This is a genomic window from Anaerofilum hominis, assembly GCF_014287275.1.
In the GTDB taxonomy this organism is placed as follows: Bacteria; Bacillota; Clostridia; order Oscillospirales; family Ruminococcaceae; genus Pygmaiobacter; species Pygmaiobacter hominis.
Map to the genome: position 1 here is coordinate 179,799 of NZ_JACONZ010000003.1, position 20,927 is coordinate 200,725.

Genomic DNA, 20,927 nt, shown 5'->3' on the forward strand with positions numbered 1-20,927 from the left:
ACGCCGGGGCGCGCCGGGTCGATAGGATAAGGAGGTACGAAACAATGTTGTCAGAAACCACATTTGGGGAAAGGCTGCTGCGGCTGCGCAGGGAAAAGGGGCTTTCCCAGGAGGCGCTGGCCGAGATGCTGGACACCACCCGGCAGGCGGTCAGCAAATGGGAAAACGGCCAGGGGATGCCTGAGGCGGAAAAGCTTCTGGTACTGTCGGATGTTTTTGGGGTGCCGGTGGACGGACTGCTGCGGGACGGCGGGAGCTGCGAAAAAACACCGGGAGGCAGCCCGGGCTTTTATGTGAGCCGGGAAAAAGCGGAGTCCTGGCTGTGTTATGAGAGCGCCATGACAAAACGGATCGGCCTTGGGGCCTTTGTGCTGCTGCTCGTCCCCATGCTGTTTCTGCTTCTGCCCGGGGGCGGCCCTCTTTTGGGGGCGCTTTGCGCGGCGGCCGCGGCGACGGGGCTGGGCATCGTTCTGGCGGCCTGCCTGAACGACAAAGAGTATCAGTACCGGGCCCTCAAGCAAAATCCGCTGATCTTTGACCCCCGCTATCTGACGGAACTCAGAGGGCGGTCCGAGCAGATGAAAAAGAGGTATGTCCGCCGCATTCTGTGCAGCGTCGGGGCGCTGTTCGCGGGCGGCGCGGCTTTGGCGGCCCTCCGGGGGCACGCGGGGCTGCTGCGGGCCTGCGGGGCCGGGTATGCCCTTGTGGCGGCGGGGGCCGCAGTCACGCTTTTTCACAGCTTTTCGATGATCGACGCCTACGAGCTATTGGCGGAAAATGAGCGCTGGACCGGCAGCCTGGCCTATCGTCTGCTCTGGGGGAGAAAGAAAAAGCCCGGCGCGGAGCAGGCCGGGGACAGATAAGGAGAGCAGGGTCCGGGCATGGGCTGCGGACTGCTGCGGGACGGCGGGAGCGGCAAACAGGCCAAAAGGGTGGCGTCTCCCTCTTCGCTCTTTCCCGGATAAAAAACAGGCGGGCAGCTGGAAAAGCTGCCCGCTTTCGATCGTTTTTCAGTAGGGCTGCCGGGCAGCCGGAAAAGCGGCCGCCTGCCGTGCGCCTGTTTTTGTTTCCGCCGCTTTATCCGCGCTTCATGCTGTTCAGCAGCGCCTTGTCCTCGGGGCTGACCCGGTAGCTCTCGCGGCATTTCTGCAGCGCTTTGTTGTAGGTGAAATCGTCCAGATGATTGTCCTGAAAGAGGGCCAGCGTCCTGTCCCGGAACTTGACGAAACAGACCGACAGCGCCCAGGCTGCGGCCATCTTGTAATAATAGCCCTCGTGCTGCGTTTCGTCCAGCAGGGCAAGCACCTGGTCGATGGCGGCCTCGGTCACGAAAAAGTCCAGCAGGCAGACCGCGCCGAACCGCTTTTCGTACTCTCCGGGGCGGGCCATCCAGCCTGCGGCAAAGGCAAGGCCGCGGGCTGGGTCCTTTGGCAGGACCTTGAAGGTGCTGGCGGCCACATCGCACAGCGCCCAGTTGCTGATGTGGGGCACATAGGCGGCAATGCGGTCCGCCGCCTCGTCGTATCCCATACGGGCATAGCCGGTCACCAGCCCGGCCAGCAGCGTCTCTTCATAGCTGTGCGCATGGGCGTAGGCGGCGGCCAGATAGGCGCGAAAGTCCCCGCGGGCGATCTGTTTTGCCAGCGAGCGCAGCAGCGGCACCCGCACCCCCAGCACATCCTCTACCCCCGGCAGCAGCGAGGAGTGAAAGCGGCGGTAGCCCTCTTCGGCCAGTTCGCCGCGCAGGTGCGCGGCCAGGGCGGCAAAGTCATCGTCCTGCCAGCGCGCAGCGGAAAGATCCATCATCCAAAGCTCCTTTTATCCGGGCGTGCCGGCGGCGGAAACGCTGTCCGCCCGGCGCGCCCTGTTTTTTGGCCCTCCCGTTCCGCCGCGGCTCACAGGATATAAAATCCCCAGCCGGGCAGCCATTTCAGCAGCGCGGCGTAAGACGAAGACACCGGCAGGCCGGAGAGCACCGGGAAGAAAAAGATAAATAGCCCCGCGGCCAGCGCCACGGCGCCGATGCAGGCGGCGCGCCCTGCGCGCGGGCGGGTCTCCAGCAGGCGGCTGAGGAAAAGGCCCAGCGCCAGCAGCGCAAAGGGCATGGCTGCGAAATAGTGGTAGATAAAGGTGGCGCGGGAGATAAAGACCCAGGGCAGATACTGGGCCGCGAACAGGATCAGCAGAAAAAGGACGGCCGGCTTTTTTTTGCAGCGGCCGGAGACCAGACGCCAAAGCAGCCAGAGCAGAGCCGCCAGGCCGCCCCACCAGACCACCGGGTTGCCGAAAGCGGCGATGCTGGCCACCGTGCCCGCGGGCAGGCGGGAGCCCATATAGTACCACACCGGCCGCAGCATCAGCGGCCAGCTGTACCAGCGGGATTCAAAGGGGTGGGTGGAGGTGAGCTGGCTGTGATAGCTGAACATCACCTGCTGGGACTGCAGGATGCTGGCAAAGGTGAAGCCGCCGCTTTTCTCGAACAAGAGCGGCAGGTAAGAGGCGGCATAGATCGCCAGCGGCACGGCCACATAAAAGATCAGGCCGGTGCGGATGGCAAAGCAAAAGTCCCGCCGGAAGAGGGTCTCCTTGTCGGTCTCACTGCCGGGCGCGCTTTGGATGCAGCGCCAGCGGCCGTACAGGGCCAGGAAATAGACCGCCGCCAGCCCCAGCCCGGCATATACGCCGGTCCATTTGCTGGCGCAGCCAAGGCCGAAAGCCACCCCGCCCAGCGCGGCGGGCAGCAGGGCGCCTTTGCTGCCGTGCGCCACATAGGTCTGGCAGAACCAGAGCATGAAGTAAGCGCCCAGCAGTACAAACAGCACCACAAATACGTCGATGGTCGCGATGCGGGACTGGGTGTAACGCATGAAGTCCAGCGCAAACAGGCCGGTCACACAGAGGACGGGCCAGAATTTTTTGAGCAGCCGCCGGGCCAGCAGATAAAAAACGGGGACCATCGCAATGCCGAACAACACCCCCATGATGCGCCAGCCGACGGGGTTCATGCCGAACAGCGCGATGCCCAGCGCGATAAAGTCCTTGCCCAGGGGCGGATGGGTGGTCTCGTAGATCGGCAGCCCGTGCAGCGTTTCATAGCCGGTGCGCCCGTGGTAGATCTCGTCGAAATACATGCCGTTGAGCTGACTGGGCCGGTCGGGCAGGGTCCCCTGTTCGTCAAACAGCGCCTCGCCCCCCGCCGAGACGGACACGGCGGGGATGGCGCTGCCGGCCGCATCGGCAAAGACGATCTCGTTTACCGGCACGCCTGTCACGGTGACCGTGAGCCGCCCGGCCGCAAAAGCGGCGTTCTGTACCTGCCAGGAAAAGCAGGACCCGCCGGAGAGGGGGAATTCGCAGAGCACCGCGCCGTCCTCGCCGGTCACCGTCACAAGCCCCGAGGCCGCGCCCGGCAGCAGGATGCCCGGATAGACCCAGACGCTGGCGACCGGCCCGGGGCCCTGCAGCTCCACCTGCACCGCGCCGCTGCCCGAGGGGACATAGGCGCGCTCAGGTACGTTGACGGTGCCGAGGTAGGGCAGCGAAAGACAGGCTGTGAACAGGGTGAGCAGCAAGATGGCCAGCGTGTCGCGCCGCTGCCAGCGGGGGACGGGGTCCGGGCCGGGCGCAGAGAGATGCAGCGCCGCGGCGGGACGCTTTGCGTCCCGGGTTTGCGCCCGATAGACCGACTTTTTTGCAGCGGCGGCCGGGCCGGCGGCTGTCTTTGGGGCCTCGCCCTGCCCCAGCAGCCGGAAACAGACCCAGGCCAGCCAGCAGAAGCCCGCGGTGGACGCCAGCCCGGTGGCCCGCACCAGAAAGGTGGAAAAACCGCTTTCGAGGAACTGATCTGCCCCCACGTTGTAATAGACAACGGCCATGTTTACCAGCAGGGTGAAAGAAAAGAGCGCCGCCACGCGGGGCAGGCGGCGGTCGCCGCAGAGCGCCCAGGCTGCCAGCAAAAAGACCACGGCGGGAAAGATGTACCGCTCGTGCATCTGATGGGCAAAGGTGAAGATGCCGCAGCCGTAAAACGCGGCCAGCAGCGGCAGGTTGAAACAGCCGTTTTTATAGGAGCGCACGGCCAGCAGCACCAGCGCGGCGGTCACCAGCAAAATGCCCAGCAGCCCCCAGCCCTGCCAGCTTAAAAACAGAAATCGATCGGTCATCGGCTTCCAGTTGCCGCCCAGCGCCGCTATAAAATTGAAAGCGTTGATCGAGGCATAGGGGTAGGAGGAGGCGGTGGTGAAATATTTTTCCAGCAGCCACACCACCGGGGCCTGGCTGCCTGTAAAGGGGGCGGAGAGGACGATCACCGTGCCCACGCTGATCAGGGCCCCGGCCAGGGTGCGCAGAAAGGCGTTCCGGCGGGCGCGGCCCTTTTCAAAAAAGACAGGCAGCAGAAAGCCCAGCGCAAAGACCGGGCCGTACAGCAGCGCCTGCGGCTTGACCAGCAGGGCCAGCCCATACAAAAAGGCGGACAGCAGGCAGCAGCGCTTTGACAGCAGCAGAAAGCAGGCCAACAGCAGCAGGGCCAGCACCGCGTCCACCTGTTTCCACACCGCGCAGTCAAAGATGAAAGCCGGGTTGAAAGCGGCGCAGGCGGCAGCGAGCAGCGCCCCCCGCCGCCCGGCGCGGGGCAGGGCGGCGCGATAGAGCAGCGCAGCAAGGCCGAGGTCGCAGAGCACCGGCGCCAGACAGAGGACCAGCAGCGCGGATGCAGAGAGGTCCGTGAAGCCCAGCGCCTGGATGACCCGGCCGGCGGCCCAGAGCACAAACATATAACCCGGGGGATAATCGGCGAAAAAACCGCCGGTGTAAAACCCGGCCAGACCCCGCTCGTTCAGAAGCCTTGCCCAGGCGGAGAATGTGTTGGTATCATAGAGATAGCCGTCGGTCGTGACCACCAGCAGCACCCGGATCGCCAGCGCACCCAGCAGCAGGGCCAAGAGCCCGCCGGGCAGAGCGCTTTTTTTCCCCAAAGCCTGCTTATCCTCCATAGTTCCACCTCATCTTCCGCGCCGCACGCGGATTTGTCTGAACCGTTCCCGCCTCTTCGCAGCCGCGCGGCGGGATGCCGCGGGACGGGGACTTGCTCCTGCCCGCGCAGGGAAAGTCTTTTCCTGCACGGGCAGGGCCTGTTATTGCCGTACAATAAAAATGATTGATCCTGATGGTCCCGCCCTCGCCGCTGTCGCGGCAGCCGGGCAGATGGCCGAAAAAACAGCCTGCGGCTATTTTTTATTGCTCCGCAATAAAAAACAACTGATTTCTATTCGCCGCGGCCTGAGGACAGGCCGCATGGCTGCTAAAAAATAGCCCACGGCTATTTTTTTATCATTATAGCATTTTTACAGCGGCAGGCAAAGAGAAACGCCGGCGGGCAGCCCGCCATTTGACAGCGCCGTCCGGGTCGGGTAGTATGGTACTATCCAAAACGTCAAACGGGAAAGACGGCCCGGCAGGGCCGCCGGGGGGAGCGGCATATGGAGGAGAAAAAACAGGAAAAAAAGGGGCTGCAGATCAGCGCCAGGACCTTTGTCATCACGCTGGCTGTGCTGCTGTTTATCGTGGTGCTGGCCGGGGTGCTCACGCTGGTGCTGCCCCAGGGCAGTTTTGAATACGCGCTGGTGGACGGGCGGCAGACCGTGGTGCCCGGCACCTATCACCTGACGCAGACGGTGCGGCTGCCGGTCTGGCACTGGCTGACTGCGCCGGTGGAGGTGCTGTTCAGCAGCGAGGGCGTGACCGCGGCCATGATCATCGCCTTTTTGCTGCTCATCGGCGGCACCTTTCAGGTGCTGGATGAAAGCCGGGTGCTCAACTATATCATCACGGCGGTGATCCACAGGTTCGGGCACAAAAAATACAGGCTGCTGCTGATGATGGTCTTTCTGTGCATGCTGGTGGGCTCCACCATCGGCATGTTTGAGGAGACGGTCACGCTGGTGCCCATCACGGTAGCCCTGGCCCTGTCGCTGGGGTGGGATTCCCTGGTGGGCCTGGGGATGAGCATCCTGTCGGTGGGCTTTGGCTTTGCGTCGGCAACGTTCAACCCCTTTACCGTGGGCATCACTCAAAAGCTGGCCGGCCTGCCCGCTTTCAGCGGACTGGCGCTCCGGGCGGGGGTCTTTGTGCTGGTCTACGCCCTGCTGTCCGCCTTTTTGCTGCGGTACGCAAAGCGGGTGGAAAAAGATCCGCGCTCCTCGCTGGTGTGGGAGCACGACCTGTCCATCCGGGACCGGTATCTGTCCAGCGTGGACGGGAACATTCTGGCTGAAAAAGAGATCCGCCGGGCCGCGCTGGTGTTCGGCTGCGGCTTCGGGGTGGTGTTGGTCTATATCCTGGCGGGCTTTTTTGTGGAGGGACTGTCCGATTACTCTCTGCCGGTGATGGCGCTCTGCTTCACGGTGGGCGGCCTTGCGGCCGGGCGCATTGCGGGGCTGAAAAAGGGGCTGGCGAAAAACTTTTTCTCCGGCATGGGCGCCATCGCGCCCAGCGTGCTGCTGATCCTGCTGGCCCTCAGCGCAAAATTTCTCCTCTCCGAGGGCGGTATCATGGACACGATCCTCAACGCCGCCTACGGCGTGATCGCCGGCGCCTCGCCCTATACGGCCGTGCTGCTGCTGTTGGCCTTTGTGCTGCTGCTGCAGTTTTTCATCGGCTCGGCCACAGCCAAGGCGTTTCTCATCATGCCGCTGGTGCTGCCGCTGGTCGATCTTGTCGGTCTCACCCGGCAGACCGCCGTGCAGGCGTTTTTGTTCGGGGATGGATTTACCAACATGATCTTTCCCACCAATGCGGTGCTGCTCATCTCCATCGGCCTGGTGGGGGTGTCCTATGGCAAGTGGTTCAAATGGACCTGGAAGCTGCAGCTGGGCACCCTGCTGCTCAGCGTGGCGGTGCTGATGGGCTGCGTGGCGCTGGGCTACGGGCCGTTCTGAAAGCGGATAAAGTACAGGGCAGGTGCACTGCAAACCAATCCACAATAAAAGAATGTACAAAAAGGTGCTTTTCCGGTGGGCAAACTCAGCCGGGAAAGCGCCTTTTTTGCGTTGTGATGGCGGTTTGTATGTGTGTCCTTACAAAATTGTATTCGAAGGTCACGGTCTCTTTTTTGTTTTTTGATGCAGACCCTGAGGGCAATGGGACCGCAAATGAGACCCCGGCAGCCGCCTCTGCACATACCGATCGGGAACAGTGTTTCCGTAAGCGGTCCGGGGGGTGTTCTGCGCATAAAAAACTTTCAGCTCTAATGAATTGAAAGGGAAATCTTTGTCCAAAAGCACAACGGAAAATTTATGAAATGTCACAAAAAAGAGGTTGTGTGCACATCACCGCTTGACAAGAAGAGAGGGTGTGCGTTATGGTAAGTTATAAAATTAAGTTTTGTAACTATATTTTTTAAGGAGCATGATCATGCAAGACTTCAGGGTTACTTGGATCGGAGAAGGCGTCTACAGCATTCTGGACGCGGGTGATTCTTCCTTCTATGTAGTGGAGGGGCAAGAGAAAGCGGCGGTGATCGATACCGGTATCACCCCAGGGGGCAAGATCCTCCCGACGGTACGCCAATTGACTCAAAAACCATTGGTACTGGCTATTACCCACGCCCATATTGATCATATGCATCATATGGATGAATTTGAAGAGATCTATCTTTGCCATGAAGAATTAAAGCTTCCCTCGGAAATATTATGCCAACACATGCATGGTAAACAGTTGGACTTGGAGGCCACCCAGGGTGTCCATACCGGATCGGTGATCGATCTGGGAAAAGAGAAGCTGGAGATTTGCCAGGTGCCGGGGCATACCCCGGGCAGTGTGGTCTTTTGGGACGCAAGCCGCGATCTGCTGTTCACAGGGGACGCGATCGGCAGCGGTTATGGCGTCTGGCTGCAGGTGCCCGGCGCAATGCCGCTGGAGGTCTATTACCACAGCCTTATCTCCTTGATGAAGTGGCTGGTGGAGCGAGGCGGACGGATGAAATTTTGGGGTGGACACAGCTATCAACAGTTCCAGTCCACTTTGGTGCCGGGCTACAATCCGCTTAGTTTGGGTTTGTTGGCCGACCTGATCGACCTAGTGGACGGAGTAGTGAGTGGTTCCATTGTGGGACGCGTCAGCAATGCGGACAAGGTGATGGGCCTTGAGCCGGCGCTCTATGCCAGCTTTGGTCGCGCAGAACTGCAATATCTGCCCTCACACATTTTTGCATAAGGTCAAGGGAATCGGTATTATGCTCACAAAAGCCGTTTTGAATTTGTGTTATTATCCAAAAAATAGATGGATATTACAAAAATGATTGACTTAAAAAAGAAAAAGATATACGCTTGTTACACAACAAAGTTGCGTAATTAAAAATCGTAACATGAAATTTTGAGGAGGACAAACATGAAAAAGCTTATCGCACTTGCTTTGACCCTGGCCCTGTGTTGGAGCCTTGCAGCCTGCGGCGGCAGCGGCAGCGACAGCTCTGTCGCTTCAGGCGGTTCTGTCGGAGACAGCAAAAAAATTTCTGCGACCTTTGTGGGTGTCATGCAGGGTGGTGCTGTCTGGGGACAGGCTGAGGCCGGCTTTTACGCCGCCTGTGAAGAGTTGGGCTGGGATGGCCAATATGTGGCTCCCGCCACCCCAAATGACACTACGGTGATGGTAGAACTCAGCGAGACCGCTCTCAACAATGGCGCCGACGTGCTGATCGGCACCTACTATAGTCCGGAGATCTTCGGCGATGTACTGAAACCTGCTTTTGAGCGGGGTGTCTATATCGCCTCTACAAATGCTTCGGTGGGCCCGGAATATCAGAATTTCTGGATCGGCACCGATCCGGACGGTATGGGAGTCACACAAGCCAAGACTCTGGTAGAACTGGCGGGGGATCAGGAGGTGACTGTGGTCTATATGCAGACCGAGGCCACCAGCGAAACTCAAAACCAGCAGTTTGCCGCCTTTACCAAATATCTGAAAGACTACGCGAACATCACTGTTTACGGCCAGGAATTCTGTAATTCCAGCGAGATCACCGCGGCAGAAAAAATAGCAAACTTGATCAAGGTCAACCCGCAGATCAATGCCTGTGTCTGCGCGGATGGAGCAGGCTGCATTGGTGTGGCAAACTACGTGGATGAAAACGGCGTTCAGGACGACTTTATCTCGGTGGGCATCGACGATGCAGCGGATATGCTGAACTACATTATGAGTGGTGCGCTGGACTGCACTATTGCCCAGGACTTCTATGCCATGGGTTATCAGAGCTGCATGATGATCAAGACGCTGATGGACGGCGGGGACGTAGAGTTCGACAACGACTCCGGTTCGGTGGTCATCAAAGCGGAGGATGTAGAGAGCTATGCTGCTGAAAAAGGTATCACGCTGAGCTGAGCCTGCCCATTTTAAAGCAGAAACAAAGCGGGGGACGGGCCGTTCAGCCGTCCCCCCGCTTTTGAAGAAAGCAGGAAACGTCCCGACCGCCTGAAAGGAGCTTTGCAAAAGGATGAATACCTTAAAAAACAAAGAAAACAAGCGTAGCCTGGCCTCGATTTTTTTCGCGCGCACAGAGACCGGCGTTCTGCTGCCTCTGGTCATTCTTCTGGTCATCATTGGCTGCGTCAACAGCGATTTTTTTGCCTTTACCAACCTGGTGGATATCCTGCGCAGCAGCAGCTATACCTTTATTATTGCTGCACCGCTCACGCTGTTGATGATCAGCGGAGGCATGGACCTTTCCATCGCCGCATCCACTGCGCTGGGTTGTGTGGTCTGCGCCTGGGGCCTTGCCGATTTTCATATTGGCATCTTCCCCTCAATCTTACTGGCCCTGGCGGCCGGTGCCGTTGTAGGTGCGCTCAAGGCAGCGCTGGTGGTCACTTTTAACCTGCCGGCTTTTATCATTACTTTGGGTCTGACCAAAATCGTCAACAGCTTTATTTTGGTCACCACCGATGGGATCGCCGTCTCCAATCTGGGCAACGAATCCTTTAAGGCGCTGGGCCAGGGCAAAGCGTTTGGAATGGTCCACTGGACCATCATCCTTGCGGTTGTCATCGGCGTGTCCATGCATATCCTGCTCAACCGCACTAAATTTGGCCGGGCGGTGGCGGCCTGCGGCGGCAACCGCGAGACCGCAAAGCTGGCCGGCATCAACGTGGTGAAGACCCGATATATCGTGGAGATCATGGTCTCAGTGTTCGCGGCTTTTTGCGGCGTGTGCATGTGCAGCCGCTTCAACAGCGGACAGCCGGCGGCGGGCGCTGGCACCGAGCTGACCATTATGGCCTCAGTCATCATCGGCGGTACTTCGATGATGGGCGGTTCCGGCACCATTCTCGGCTCTTTTTTGGGCTGTGTGCTGCTGGCGGTCATCAACAACGGGTTGGTGTTGATGCGGGTCTCCACCAACTGGCAGAACATGATCTTTGGCCTCATCCTGGTGATCTCTCTGTTCATCGACCGGTATCGCAGGGCCAAAAGCGGCGGCGGGCTGTGATGTACGCACAAATGGAAAGGGGGAACGACGATGAGTAATTTTGTACTGCAGATGCGAAACGTCACTAAGCGCTTTCCGGGTGTGATTGCATTGAAAGACGTCAACTTGGAGCTTTGCCGAGGGGAAATCCTGGGTATTTGCGGAGAAAATGGCGCGGGAAAATCTACCCTGATGAAAGTGCTTTCCGGAAGCTACGCCGCGGGCGATTATGAAGGGGAGATCGTTCTGGATGGCAGCCCGGTACGGTTTACTGGTGTGCATGACGCACAGGCTCATGGCATTGAGATGGTCTATCAAGAGATGAACATGATGCTGGACGCCAGCGTCGCGGAAAATCTCTTTGTGGGTAGTCTCCCGGGCAAAAACGGGTGGATCGATTACAAAAAGCTGTACGCGGATGCCCGGACCCTCCTGGAGCGGGCGAAGCTGGACCTAGACCCCAAAATGACGGTGCGACCGCTAAATAGCGGTCAGATGCAGCTGCTCAGCCTGATGCGGGCGGTCTCCAAGAACCCTGGGATCTTGGTGCTCGACGAGCCCACCACGGCACTCACGGATCAGGAAGTGGACACTCTGATGGAGATCCTGGACAGCCTGCGGACAAAAGGGGTTTCCTGCCTCTACATCAGCCATAAACTGGAAGAACTCTATCGCATTTGTGATCGTGCCCTGGTGCTGCGGGACGGCCAGACCATCAACTGCCACAGGATCGCCGAGGTAGAAAAACAGACCCTGATTGAGGAAATGGTGGGCCGCAAGGTAGAAAACCTTTATCCCAAGGATGAGCACGGCTTTGGAGAGGAGGTGCTGCGAGTGGAGCACCTGAGCGTGCCCCATCCTAACATCCGCGGCCGAAACATTGTGGAGGACATCGGTTTTTCCCTGCGCAAAGGTGAAATTTTGGGCATCGGCGGCCTGGTGGGCGCTGGGCGCAGTGAAAGCTTAGGGGCGATTTTTGGGCAGTATACGATGGGAGTACATAAAAAGATCTTTATCGACGGCAAAGAGGTAAATATCCGCAGTCCGCGGGACGCTATCCGCCACGGCATCGGTTTCATCACAGAGGAGTGCAAGCTCAATGGGATCATCTGGATGCTGAGTATCAGGGAAAATATGTCGGTGGCAAATCTGCCCAAACTGCCCGGAAGGTTTTTCATTAAAAAAGGCAAAGAGAAAAAAGTCGTACAAAAGCAGATGACTCAGCTGCGCATTAAGGCCCCTTCTATGGAGACTGCGCTGGTGCAGCTTTCGGGCGGCAACCAGCAAAAAGTGATTCTGGGAAAGTGGCTGATGAACGAGCCCCGTATCCTGTTGGTGGACGAACCCACCAAGGGGATCGACGTGGGGACCAAGGCGGATTTTTATAAGATCATGAGCGATCTCACAAAACAGGGGGTCTCTATTGTGATGGTCTCCTCCGATATGCCAGAGCTGCTCTCCATGAGCGACCGGGTACTGGTGCTGGCGGGGGGCAAGATCACTGCCGAGCTGCACCGAGACCGGGGAGAGACCACGGAGACTGCAGTCATGGCGGCGGCCATCGGAGAATAATGAGCAGGACAGTTCCAGCCGAGACGCCTGTTTTTGCTGAAAAGGGGCCAAAATGCTTGCGTCAAACCGCTCTTCGTCTTAGAATAAAAGAAATTGCCCGATGCGGTTTTTCCTATGAGAGAAGGGAGCGAGGCCGACGGGACTTTCTCATGGGGACTGCCCCGGTAGAGCAGGAAGAAAAGGAGGAGCGACTGATGCACAAAATATCCGCGTCGGTCCCGGCAGACCTAAAAAATGGAAATCGCGGGACAGTTTTGGCGGCTTTTCACAACAGCGGGATGTTGACTGCGGCAGAGGTCTCCGAGAGAACGGGAATCAGCCGTCAGACGGTAAAAAAGTGTATTGAATATCATTTGCAGATCGGCGCCCTGTGCTCTTGTGGCAAGGGGGACAGTACCACCGTAGGCGGCAAGCGGCCAGAGAGGTTTACCCTCAACCCAAGGGTGAGACTGATGAGCATTTTGCTGCATCACCATGAGGTGACCCTCAATATGACCGACCTGCATTACAATTGTGTCGCCCATTGGAGCAGCGGCCCCGTCCGCCTGCTCTGCATGGATATGATGTGGGAGCAGATCCGACGAGGGGCCCGGGAGATCATGGAACGATACCCGGACAGTCGAGTACTGGGGATCTGTTTCCCTGTCCCGTTGGGGTACACAACAGAAAAAAGGCTTTCAGCGGCCACTCCGTTTCCGGCTTGGCCGAGATCGGATTTCGGCAGGTCGCTGACAGAACCGTTGCAGGAGATCTTTCCCGACGCCCGCGACATCATCATCACTTCTGACGGTAAGGCGGCTGGCAGCGCGCTGCTGCACTGGGATTTCAGCCGCTATGGACAGGGGGAAGTGGCGACTTTCTATTGTTCTACCGGTATCGGCGGGGCGCTGTTCCGTGACGGGCAGCCCACCACCGGGACTAAAAGCTTGGTAGGAGCGCTCGGGCACATTATTGTGGAACCGGACGATCCGGAGCCCTGTCCCTGTGGCGGGCACGGATGTCTGGAGCGGATGGTCAGCAGCGGAAGAATGCGGGAGCGACTGGCGGCCCAGGAAGAGGAATACCGAAAAAGCTGTCTCAAGGAGATCCCCGTGGCGGAGATGACCTTTGAAAAGCTGTTTGAGGGTTCTGCCAAAGGGGATGTGCTCTGCCGCCGGGAATCCCGGTACTACGCGCAGATCTTTTCAATCGCAATCCGTGGCCTGATCGTATCCGTGGCTCCGGAATATGTGGTGTTCCAGGGCAACTTCGGCAAAGCGGACGAGGTGTTCCGGAGGGAACTGCTCAATAAGGTATTTGAGTTCAAGTATATGGATCGGCAAGAGAAGATCGAATTTGTATACGACGATCGGGATCTGAGCATGGAGGAGACCGTTGGGGCCACCTATCAGATGATCAACAATTTTTTGTGTTTCCCGGAAAAATATGTGTGGAAACAGGAAAACGTTGGAAGAGCCCTAACGCTCCCGGAATAAGGAGAAAAAAATGGCTTTATTACGAATTGAACTGTTTTCTAAAGCATTGATGCGCACGGTACCGGTGACCGCGGTGGTGCCGGTGGACAACGTGCGCTATGACGGCGATCCTGTCCGCCCCGCGGACAAACCCTATAAGACCCTTTATCTCCTCAACGGCATCTATGGGAACAACATGGATTGGATCTGCGCCAGCGGCGTCATGATGTGGGCGCAGGAGCGGAGCCTGGCGGTGATCATGCCCGCAGGTGAAAATCATTTTTACGTCGACTGCGCCGCAACCGGCGAGGGCTACGGACGCTTTGTGGGGGAAGAGCTGGTGGAGCAGACTCGCAGGCTGTTCCATCTCTCCCGCGAGCGGGAGGACACCTATATTGCAGGTCTTTCCATGGGGGGGTACGGCGCCATCCGCAACGGGCTCAAATACAGTGAGACCTTTGGATATGCGGCTGGACTGTCCAGCGGACTGATCCAGGACAGGATGATGGCGGCGGATGACAGCAGCAGCGACTATACCCAGCGGCGCAGTTATTACCAGGCCATTTTCGGCGATCTCGACAGGCTTGCCGGCAGCGACAAGGACTGCGAGGCTCTCTATCTGCGGGCAAGGCAAGCGGGCGTCGTTCCCCGGCTTTATCTGGCCTGTGGCACCGAGGATTTTCTCATCGAGCCAAACCGGCGCTATCGAGATTTTCTGCAGGCCCAGGGGGCCGATCTTACCTATGAAGAGGGACCGGGTATCCACGATTTCAATTTTTGGAGCGAATATTTACAGCATGTGCTGAATTGGCTGCCCCTGGAGGAAAAGGCGGCAGGCATCAGCAGCGGCAATGTGCGTAGGGAAAAATAAGTTAAAAACAACTGTCGAGGGGGACAAACGCGTAAGATGCGCGTTTGTCCCCCTCGACAGTTGTGAAAGCGCCCTGCCTGCGGAGAACTCTGCCGCACGGGATCGTTGAGGCAGTTTTTTAGCGCGGGGGGAGATAAGATCTTTCCCTGTTTATTTCTAACGATCATCCCCCATGCCCCGCGCCGTTTGCCGGCGCGCTTGTTATCTCAGTTCCGGGTTGCAGAAGCGGTGCGCCCTGCGAAAGAGCAGCACGGCGGCTGCCGCCAGGACGCCCAGGATCAGAAAATGTTTTAGTTTCATAGGGCTCGTTCCTCCTTGGCGTTGTGCCGGCAGGTCAGATGGTGTGGCCCACCAGCTTGTAATAGGTGCGGGCAGTGAGGGAATAGGTGGCGAAATAGAGCAGCGAAAAGACCAGCGCCGTGCCCGCCGTGCACAGAAAAAAGAGCACCAGATCGGACAGGCCGAAAGCGGTAAGGATGGTGCGCATCACCGGAAAAGCGAAGGCCGTGTGCAGCAGCGCCACCGCCAGCGGCAGGAAAAACACCATCAGGATCTGGCTGCGGATGGTGGAGCGGACCTCTTTCTGGCTCATGCCCACCTGCTGCAGGATCAAAAAGCGGCCCCGGTCCTCAAAGCCCTCGGAGAGCTGCTTGTAGTAGATGATGAGGGCGGTGGCCATCATGAACAGCGCGCCCAGGAACACCCCTAAAAAGAAGAAGCCCCCGTACAGAGAGTACCAGTATTCGCGCACAAGATGGACCGAGTTCATCGAGGTGCCCGGCAGAGGCAGAAGCTTTTCCTGCAGGCTGCCGGAAAAACTGGTCTTTGCCGCATCGTCCCCCTCAAGGTCGAAAGTGCAGGCGCGGCGCAATTGGTCGCCGGCGTTGCCGCCGTAGAGGTGCGAGAGGGTGAGCACCTCCTCTGCAGTGGGCAGTACGATGTAGCACTCGCCGGTGTAAGAGCTGAACAGGGCGGCCTTGGTGCGCTCGGCCAGCGGGAAGCTGTCCAGCTCCTCCGCCACATACCAGGTGTCCTGGCCCAGGGTCACTGTGCCGCTGCCGTAGGGCGTGCCGTCGGTAAAAACCAGGGCCTGGCCCGGCGCCAGGGTGCGGTTTTGCCCGGCCATGCGGTTGTAATCCTCCAGCGGCAGCACGGTGAGAGACAGCACCGGCGCCGCCGGGCCCAGATCCTGCTGCGGGGACAGCAGGCCGTCCTGTTTTTGGGCCATAAAAGTGGTGTAGCGGTAGGTGTTGCGGTGGATGGCGGTCACGCCCGCCTCGGCCAGGGTCTCGTCCACCAGCGCGTCCACCTCTTCTTCCGTCAGGCCGCCCTCGGAGGGGCGGGCCGAGACGGTGACCTCACGCCCAAACTCGCGGTCGAGCATCCCCTCCTGCCCGGCGTAAAGGGACAGGGTGGTGGCGATGGTCAGGATGACCATGGTGGAGAGGATGCAGATGCTGGCAAGCCCTTTGGCGTTCTGCTTCATGCGGTAGATCAGGCCCGAGACGGCGATGAAAGGCTTGGGGCGGTAATAAAATTTTTTGTTTTTGCGCAGGGTCTTGAGCAGCGCGATGCTGCCCGCGGTGAAAAGGGCGTAGGTCCCGGCGATGACCAGCATCACGGCCAGGAAAAACAGCAGGATGGCTGCGGCCGGGCTCTTCACCGTCACTGCGATGGCATAGCCGCCGCCCAGGCAGAGGACCCCCGCGATCGCCGTCGGCCAGGAGGTCCGGGGCTCCCGCTCGCCCACCTGTCCGCCGTGCAGCAGCTCTACGGGGTTGGCCAGACGCACCTGCCGCAGGTTGGACAGCAGTGTGAACAGAAAGATCACCGCAAAGAGCACGGCGGTGACGATCAGTACGGCGGGCGAGAGCTGAAAGGCGATGGAGCTGCCCAGATGCAGCATGCGCAGCAGGATGAGGAACATCACCCGGCTGAACACGATGCCCAGCAGCAGGCCGGAGGCGATGGCGAAAAGCGCTGTGAACAGCGTTTCAAACAGCATCATGCGGCCCACGTGGCGCTTTTCCATGCCCAGGATATTGTACAGCCCCAGCTCCCGCTTGCGGCGGCGGATAAGAAAGCCGTTGGTGTAAAAGATGAGGATGGCGGAGAAGATGGAGATGATAAACACGCCCTGGATCATCACCATCTGCACCCAGGCGGCGCTGGGCAGGCTTTCAAAGCTGGAGTTGACCGAGATCGACAGCACGGTGTAAAAGGTCATCACGCACAGGATGCAGGTGAGCAGATAAGGGTAATAGGTCTGCCGGTTGTTTTTCAGGTTGGTGAGGGCGAGACGGGGATAAAAGGAGAGATCACGCACGGCGGACACCCCCTTTCCCGGCGGGGGCGGGGCGCGGAGGGAGAGAAAGAACGGATCCTGTTTTCAAGAAAAATCCCCTCCTGTCGCAAGCGCGGTGAGCGTGTCCGAGATGCGCTGGAACATCGCCTCGTTGGAGGCGCTGCCGCGGTAGAGCTGGTGAAAGACCTCGCCGTCCTTGATGAACAGCACCCGGCCGGCGTGGCTGGCGGCCCGCGTGCTGTGGGTGACCAGCAGGATGGTCTGGCCGGCGGCGTTGATCTCGTCCAGCAGGCGCAGCAGCTGCCCGCTGGCCTTGGAGTCCAGCGCGCCGGTGGGCTCGTCGGCCAGCACCAGCTCCGGCTGGGTGATGAGGGCGCGGGCCACGGCGGCCCGCTGCTTTTGCCCGCCCGAGATCTCGTACGGGAACTTGGGCAGGATGTCGGTGATGCCCAGCTTCGCCGCGATGGGGTCAAGGCGCTGCTCCATCTCCGGCACCGCCTTGCGGGAGAGCACCAGCGGCAGCAGGATATTGTCCTTCACCGAAAAGGTGTCCAGCAGGTTGAAGTCCTGAAACACGAAGCCCAGGTGTTCGCGCCGGAACGCCGAGAGCTGCTTGTCGGGGATGCGCACGATGTTTTTGCCCCGCAGCAGCACCTCGCCGCTGGTGGGCTTGTCCAGCGCGGCCAGGATGTTCAGCAGCGTGGTCTTGCCCGCGCCCGACTCGCCCATGATGGCCACGTATTCGCCCTGCTCCACCGAAAAGCTGACGTCGGCGAGGGCCTGCACCTGTACGCCGCCAAAGCGGGTGGCATAGATCTTTTTGAGATTGCGTACGTCCAAAAGCGGCATGAAAACTGCCTCCTTGTGAAAAATCCGGGTGCGGCGGCCGCGCCCTGTGACACCCATTATAAAAAAAGAGCGGCCCTGAAGCCATCGTTCCGGCTTACAGTTCCGCCCCTGCCGCTTACAGTTTTGTAAGGGAGCGCGTCGAAAAGGCGATCGGTCTTGCAGGATGCAGCGCCGCCGCCCCGCCCGCGCGATAATAACCCATTTCCCACGGGCCGTTTTGGCAAAAGGCGCGCACAAAGCGCGCGCAGGCGGCAGGTCATGCGTGCAGTGGGCAGGGGAGAGCGCGCTTTCAAAGACTGCCCTTGGCAAACTGCAGCATTGGTCGCCAGGCGGGAAGTCATGCGTGCAGGCGGCAGCGGGAGAGACCTCTTTCCAGGCCGACTTCCGGCAAACTTGCAGTGTTGGCCGCCGGGCGAGAGGATATGCGCAGACGGCAGGTCATGCGCGCAGACGGCAGAGGGAGAGGCCGCTTTCAAAGTCCGCCCTTGGCAGCTTGCGCCATCGGCCGCTGAGCGGGAGGTCATGCGCGGGGCTGGGAGCCGGTGCTGTTTCCATCGCCGGCGCCAGTCTGCCGGTGCGGCCGGTTTTTGTTTTTCGCCGGACCGCTGCGGGGAGCGCGCCGCCGGCGCGGTCAGGTCACTCGATCTCCAGCACTGTGCGGGCAAAATCCACCCGGACCGTTGTGCCCTCGCCGGGGCGGCTCTCGATGGCAAAGCCGTGTCCCAGCTTGGCCAGCACCTCGCGGCAGAGAAACAGCCCCAGACCGCTGGCCAGTTTGTCCCGCCGGCCGTTTTCGCCGGTGAACCCCCGTTCACCCAGACGGGGCAGGTCCTCGGGGCGGATGCCCACGCCGGTGTCCCGGATCATCAAAGTCGCCTGGCTGCCGGGCGCAAGAGTGAGGGTCACGCCGCCCTTTTGGGTGTATTTTACGGCGTTGGACAGCAGCTGCCCGATCACGAACACGGCCCACTTTTCGTCCGTGAGGACCTCCTGCTCCAGACCCTCCACCCGTACCGAAAGCCCCTTGCGGATGAAAGCGGGCGCGTACTGGCGCACCGCCTGCCGGGCCAGATCGTCCAGGCTGCAGCGCACAAAGTCCAGATCGCCCGAGATGTTTTCCAGCCGCTGGTACTGCAGCACCAATTCCACATACCGCTCCACCGCAAAGAGCTGCTCCTCCAGCGGGCCGCAGCAGGCCGGCCCGGCGGATGGGATCAGCAGCCGCATGGCGGCCAGCGGGGTTTTGATCTGGTGGGCCCAAAGCGTGTAATAGCGCTGCATCTCGGCGGCCCGGCGGTCCGCCTGAAAGGCAAGGGCCGCCCGCTGGTCTGCCAGCGCCTGCACCAGGGCGGCGTAGCGCTCTTCCAGTTCATGGGCGGGCGCGGGCAGCACCGGCGCGCCGGCGTCCAGGGAGGCCAGCTCGTCCGCCAGCGCGCGGCAGCGCCGGCGGTAGGCGGAAAAGTCCCGCAGGGCCAGCAGAAGCAGCACGGTGCCCCCCACCAGCGCCGCGTAGCCCGCGGGCCCCCAGGGCAGATCATAGAGAAAATAGACAAACGCAAACATCGCCCCGAAAACGCCCAGCGAGAGCAGGACGGGGGCGCGGTAGCGCAGATAGGAGAAAAGTGGATCCATAGCGGCCTCCTCTGGCGGGACGGTGAAGAAAAAGTCGTTTTGGCGCGGCGCGCTGCGCCGCATGGTGAAAGCGCAGCCCTGCCTGTGAGAACGCCCCCAAAAGCCGGCGGAGACGCCGCAGGGGACGATCTGGGCCCCCGCAGGGCGGCGCCGGTCCGGAGCCGCTCCCTTTTGCTTTTCACTGCCCCTGGGCGTCCCCGTCAGAGATCAGGTATCCCATCCCTTTTTTGGTGGTGATAAAGTCGGTCAGCCCCACCTCGTCCAGTTTTTTGCGCAGGCGCGTCACATTGACGGTGAGGGTGTTGTCGTCCACATAGCAGTCGCTCTCCCACAGCCGCTGCATCAGCGCGTCGCGGCTCACGGTGTGGCCCTTGTTTTCCAGCAGGGTCTGCAAAATGCGGAACTCGTTTTTGGTCAGCTCCTGCCGGCGGCCCTCATAGGTGAGGGTGGCGTCCCCCAGGTTGAGCACCGCGCCGCGGTGGGCCAGCAGCGCCTGAGAGCCGCCGAAAGAATAAGCGCGGCGCAGCAGCGCCGCGATCTTGGCCAGCGCCACGGCCGGGTCGAAAGGCTTGGCGATAAAGTCGTCCGCCCCCTCGCTGAGGGCCATGATCTGGTTCAGGTTGTCGCTGGCGGAGGACAAAAAGACGATCGGCACCTTGGAGATGCGGCGCAGTTCGCGGCACCAGTGATAGCCGTCGTAATAGGGCAGCGTGATGTCCATCAGCACCAGTTGGGGCGCAGCAGCGGCAAACTCTTCGGTGACGCGGGCAAAATCACGGACCACCGCCGTCTCATATCCCCAGCGGGCCAGATGTCCGGCCAGCACCGAGGCGATCGCCGGGTCGTCCTCTACGATAAAGATCTTATACAAGGCAGGCTCCTTTTTTACGAGTGGGAGTTCAGGGGGACGGCGCGAAAAACGCGGGCCCCCGGCGGCCGCGCCGCGGTACAGGGCGTTTCCGGCCGCGGCGGGGGGCCTCTGGGCCGGGCTGCCCAGGGCGCGGCAGCCGGCCGGGATCTAGGTCATCATCCTGCAGAGCGCCGCCGTGACCTGTTCCAGGATGGCCACGCCCGCCAGCGGGTCGCCGGGCACTTCCAGCGAGTGGTCGGCCCCCTCAAACAGCAGCAGCCGGTCGCCCAGCGCGGCCCGCATCCGCGCGCGGTCGGACGCGGTCACAAAGGGGTCGGCTGTGCCGGCGGCGGCAAGGCGCTGCCCGCCGGGCTGGGCAAGATAGGGCAGGGCGGCCGGCAGCGGTGTGAAATAAAAATTTTTTGCCTCGAGCGCGGGCCGCCGGGCCGTCAGCTCGCCCGCCACCAGGGTGCCGAAGCTTTTGCTGACAAAAAACACGCTGCGGAACGCCCGCCCCGCCAAAGCGCTGTCCAGCTGCGCCGCAGCCGCGGCCAGGGCCGGGCCGAACGCGTCCCGCACCGCGCGGGCAAGGTCGGCCCTGTCCCGGGGCAGGGGGCCGTACTCCACCGCCAGCACCTCAAAGCCCGCGGCCAGCGCGGCCTTGCGGGCATAGTGCAGCAGCGGCTTGTCCGGCCCGTAGCCGAAACCGGGCAGCAGCACGGCCAGCCCCCGGCACGGGGCAGCCGCAGCCTGCGGCGCGGCGCGCCGGCAGACGGAACTTTCTCCAGTGCAATATCGCATCTCTCTGCGCCTCCCCCGCCCGGTCCTGCGCCGGCCGCCGTATGCGCCGCTGGGGCCGCTGCAGCTGCCGCGCTTTTCTCAAAATAGTCTGCGGCCGGTCCGCCTTTGTGAGGACAGGGACGCTGGGCGCG

At 60.6% G+C, this 20,927-nt stretch carries 16 protein-coding genes; 9 read left to right on the top strand and 7 right to left on the bottom strand.

What is annotated here, in order from left to right; translation table 11 throughout:
* Positions 1-44 precede the first annotated feature (44 nt).
* The gene (locus H8S23_RS09365; RefSeq protein ID WP_186888080.1) at positions 45-863 is read left to right on the top strand and encodes a helix-turn-helix domain-containing protein; all 819 of its coding nucleotides are present in this window, start codon (positions 45-47) and stop codon (positions 861-863) included.
* A 214-nt stretch (positions 864-1,077) separates the two neighbouring features.
* Here H8S23_RS09365 and H8S23_RS09370 read toward each other — a convergent pair whose 3' ends face one another.
* The gene (locus H8S23_RS09370) at positions 1,078-1,806 is read right to left on the bottom strand and encodes a DNA alkylation repair protein (RefSeq protein ID WP_207721137.1); all 729 of its coding nucleotides are present in this window, start codon (positions 1,804-1,806) and stop codon (positions 1,078-1,080) included.
* Positions 1,807-1,895: 89 nt separating this feature from the next.
* Positions 1,896-4,994, bottom strand: a complete 3,099-nt coding sequence (locus H8S23_RS09375) for a phospholipid carrier-dependent glycosyltransferase (RefSeq protein WP_186888081.1) — start codon at positions 4,992-4,994, stop codon at positions 1,896-1,898.
* Between the two features lie 160 nt (positions 4,995-5,154).
* On the opposite strand from H8S23_RS09375, the gene H8S23_RS09380 reads away from it, so the two are divergent.
* From H8S23_RS09380 to H8S23_RS09415, 8 genes are all read left to right on the top strand, one after another.
* Positions 5,155-5,313: a hypothetical protein gene (locus tag H8S23_RS09380; RefSeq protein ID WP_186888082.1), complete on the top strand. Its 159-nt coding sequence runs from the start codon at positions 5,155-5,157 to the stop codon at positions 5,311-5,313.
* A 167-nt stretch (positions 5,314-5,480) separates the two neighbouring features.
* Positions 5,481-6,938, top strand: a complete 1,458-nt coding sequence (locus tag H8S23_RS09385) for a YfcC family protein (RefSeq protein ID WP_186888083.1) — start codon at positions 5,481-5,483, stop codon at positions 6,936-6,938.
* Positions 6,939-7,407: 469 nt separating this feature from the next.
* Positions 7,408-8,214 (top strand): MBL fold metallo-hydrolase, encoded by an 807-nt coding sequence (locus H8S23_RS09390; protein ID WP_186888084.1) that lies wholly within the window; start codon positions 7,408-7,410, stop codon positions 8,212-8,214.
* 318 nt (positions 8,215-8,532) lie between these two features.
* Positions 8,533-9,378: a sugar ABC transporter substrate-binding protein gene (locus tag H8S23_RS09395; RefSeq protein ID WP_186888085.1), complete on the top strand. Its 846-nt coding sequence runs from the start codon at positions 8,533-8,535 to the stop codon at positions 9,376-9,378.
* A 112-nt stretch (positions 9,379-9,490) separates the two neighbouring features.
* On the top strand, positions 9,491-10,483 hold the full coding sequence (locus tag H8S23_RS09400; protein ID WP_186888086.1) for an ABC transporter permease: 993 nt from the start codon (positions 9,491-9,493) through the stop codon (positions 10,481-10,483).
* A 30-nt stretch (positions 10,484-10,513) separates the two neighbouring features.
* Positions 10,514-12,034 carry a sugar ABC transporter ATP-binding protein gene (locus tag H8S23_RS09405; RefSeq protein ID WP_186888087.1) on the top strand — a complete coding sequence of 507 codons (1,521 nt, stop codon included), beginning with the start codon at positions 10,514-10,516 and terminating at the stop codon, positions 12,032-12,034.
* A gap of 452 nt (positions 12,035-12,486) precedes the next feature.
* On the top strand, positions 12,487-13,509 hold the full coding sequence (locus H8S23_RS09410) for an ROK family protein (RefSeq protein ID WP_186888088.1): 1,023 nt from the start codon (positions 12,487-12,489) through the stop codon (positions 13,507-13,509).
* 10 nt (positions 13,510-13,519) lie between these two features.
* Positions 13,520-14,359, top strand: a complete 840-nt coding sequence (locus tag H8S23_RS09415; protein WP_186888089.1) for an alpha/beta hydrolase — start codon at positions 13,520-13,522, stop codon at positions 14,357-14,359.
* A 334-nt stretch (positions 14,360-14,693) separates the two neighbouring features.
* On the opposite strand, the gene H8S23_RS09420 is transcribed toward H8S23_RS09415, so the two are convergent.
* The 5 genes from H8S23_RS09420 to H8S23_RS09440 all read right to left on the bottom strand — a co-directional run bounded on the left by H8S23_RS09420 (position 14,694) and on the right by H8S23_RS09440 (position 20,796).
* Entirely contained in the window at positions 14,694-16,685 is a 1,992-nt protein-coding gene (locus tag H8S23_RS09420) for an FtsX-like permease family protein (RefSeq protein ID WP_186888090.1), read from the bottom strand.
* Positions 16,686-16,748: 63 nt separating this feature from the next.
* Positions 16,749-17,513 carry an ABC transporter ATP-binding protein gene (locus H8S23_RS09425; RefSeq protein WP_186888091.1) on the bottom strand — a complete coding sequence of 255 codons (765 nt, stop codon included), beginning with the start codon at positions 17,511-17,513 and terminating at the stop codon, positions 16,749-16,751.
* Positions 17,514-18,149: 636 nt separating this feature from the next.
* Positions 18,150-19,145, bottom strand: a complete 996-nt coding sequence (locus H8S23_RS09430; RefSeq protein WP_186888092.1) for a sensor histidine kinase — start codon at positions 19,143-19,145, stop codon at positions 18,150-18,152.
* Positions 19,146-19,323: 178 nt separating this feature from the next.
* On the bottom strand, positions 19,324-20,016 hold the full coding sequence (locus tag H8S23_RS09435) for a response regulator transcription factor (RefSeq protein ID WP_186888093.1): 693 nt from the start codon (positions 20,014-20,016) through the stop codon (positions 19,324-19,326).
* A 147-nt stretch (positions 20,017-20,163) separates the two neighbouring features.
* Positions 20,164-20,796 carry a hypothetical protein gene (locus H8S23_RS09440; RefSeq protein ID WP_186888094.1) on the bottom strand — a complete coding sequence of 211 codons (633 nt, stop codon included), beginning with the start codon at positions 20,794-20,796 and terminating at the stop codon, positions 20,164-20,166.
* Positions 20,797-20,927: the final 131 nt, after the last annotated feature.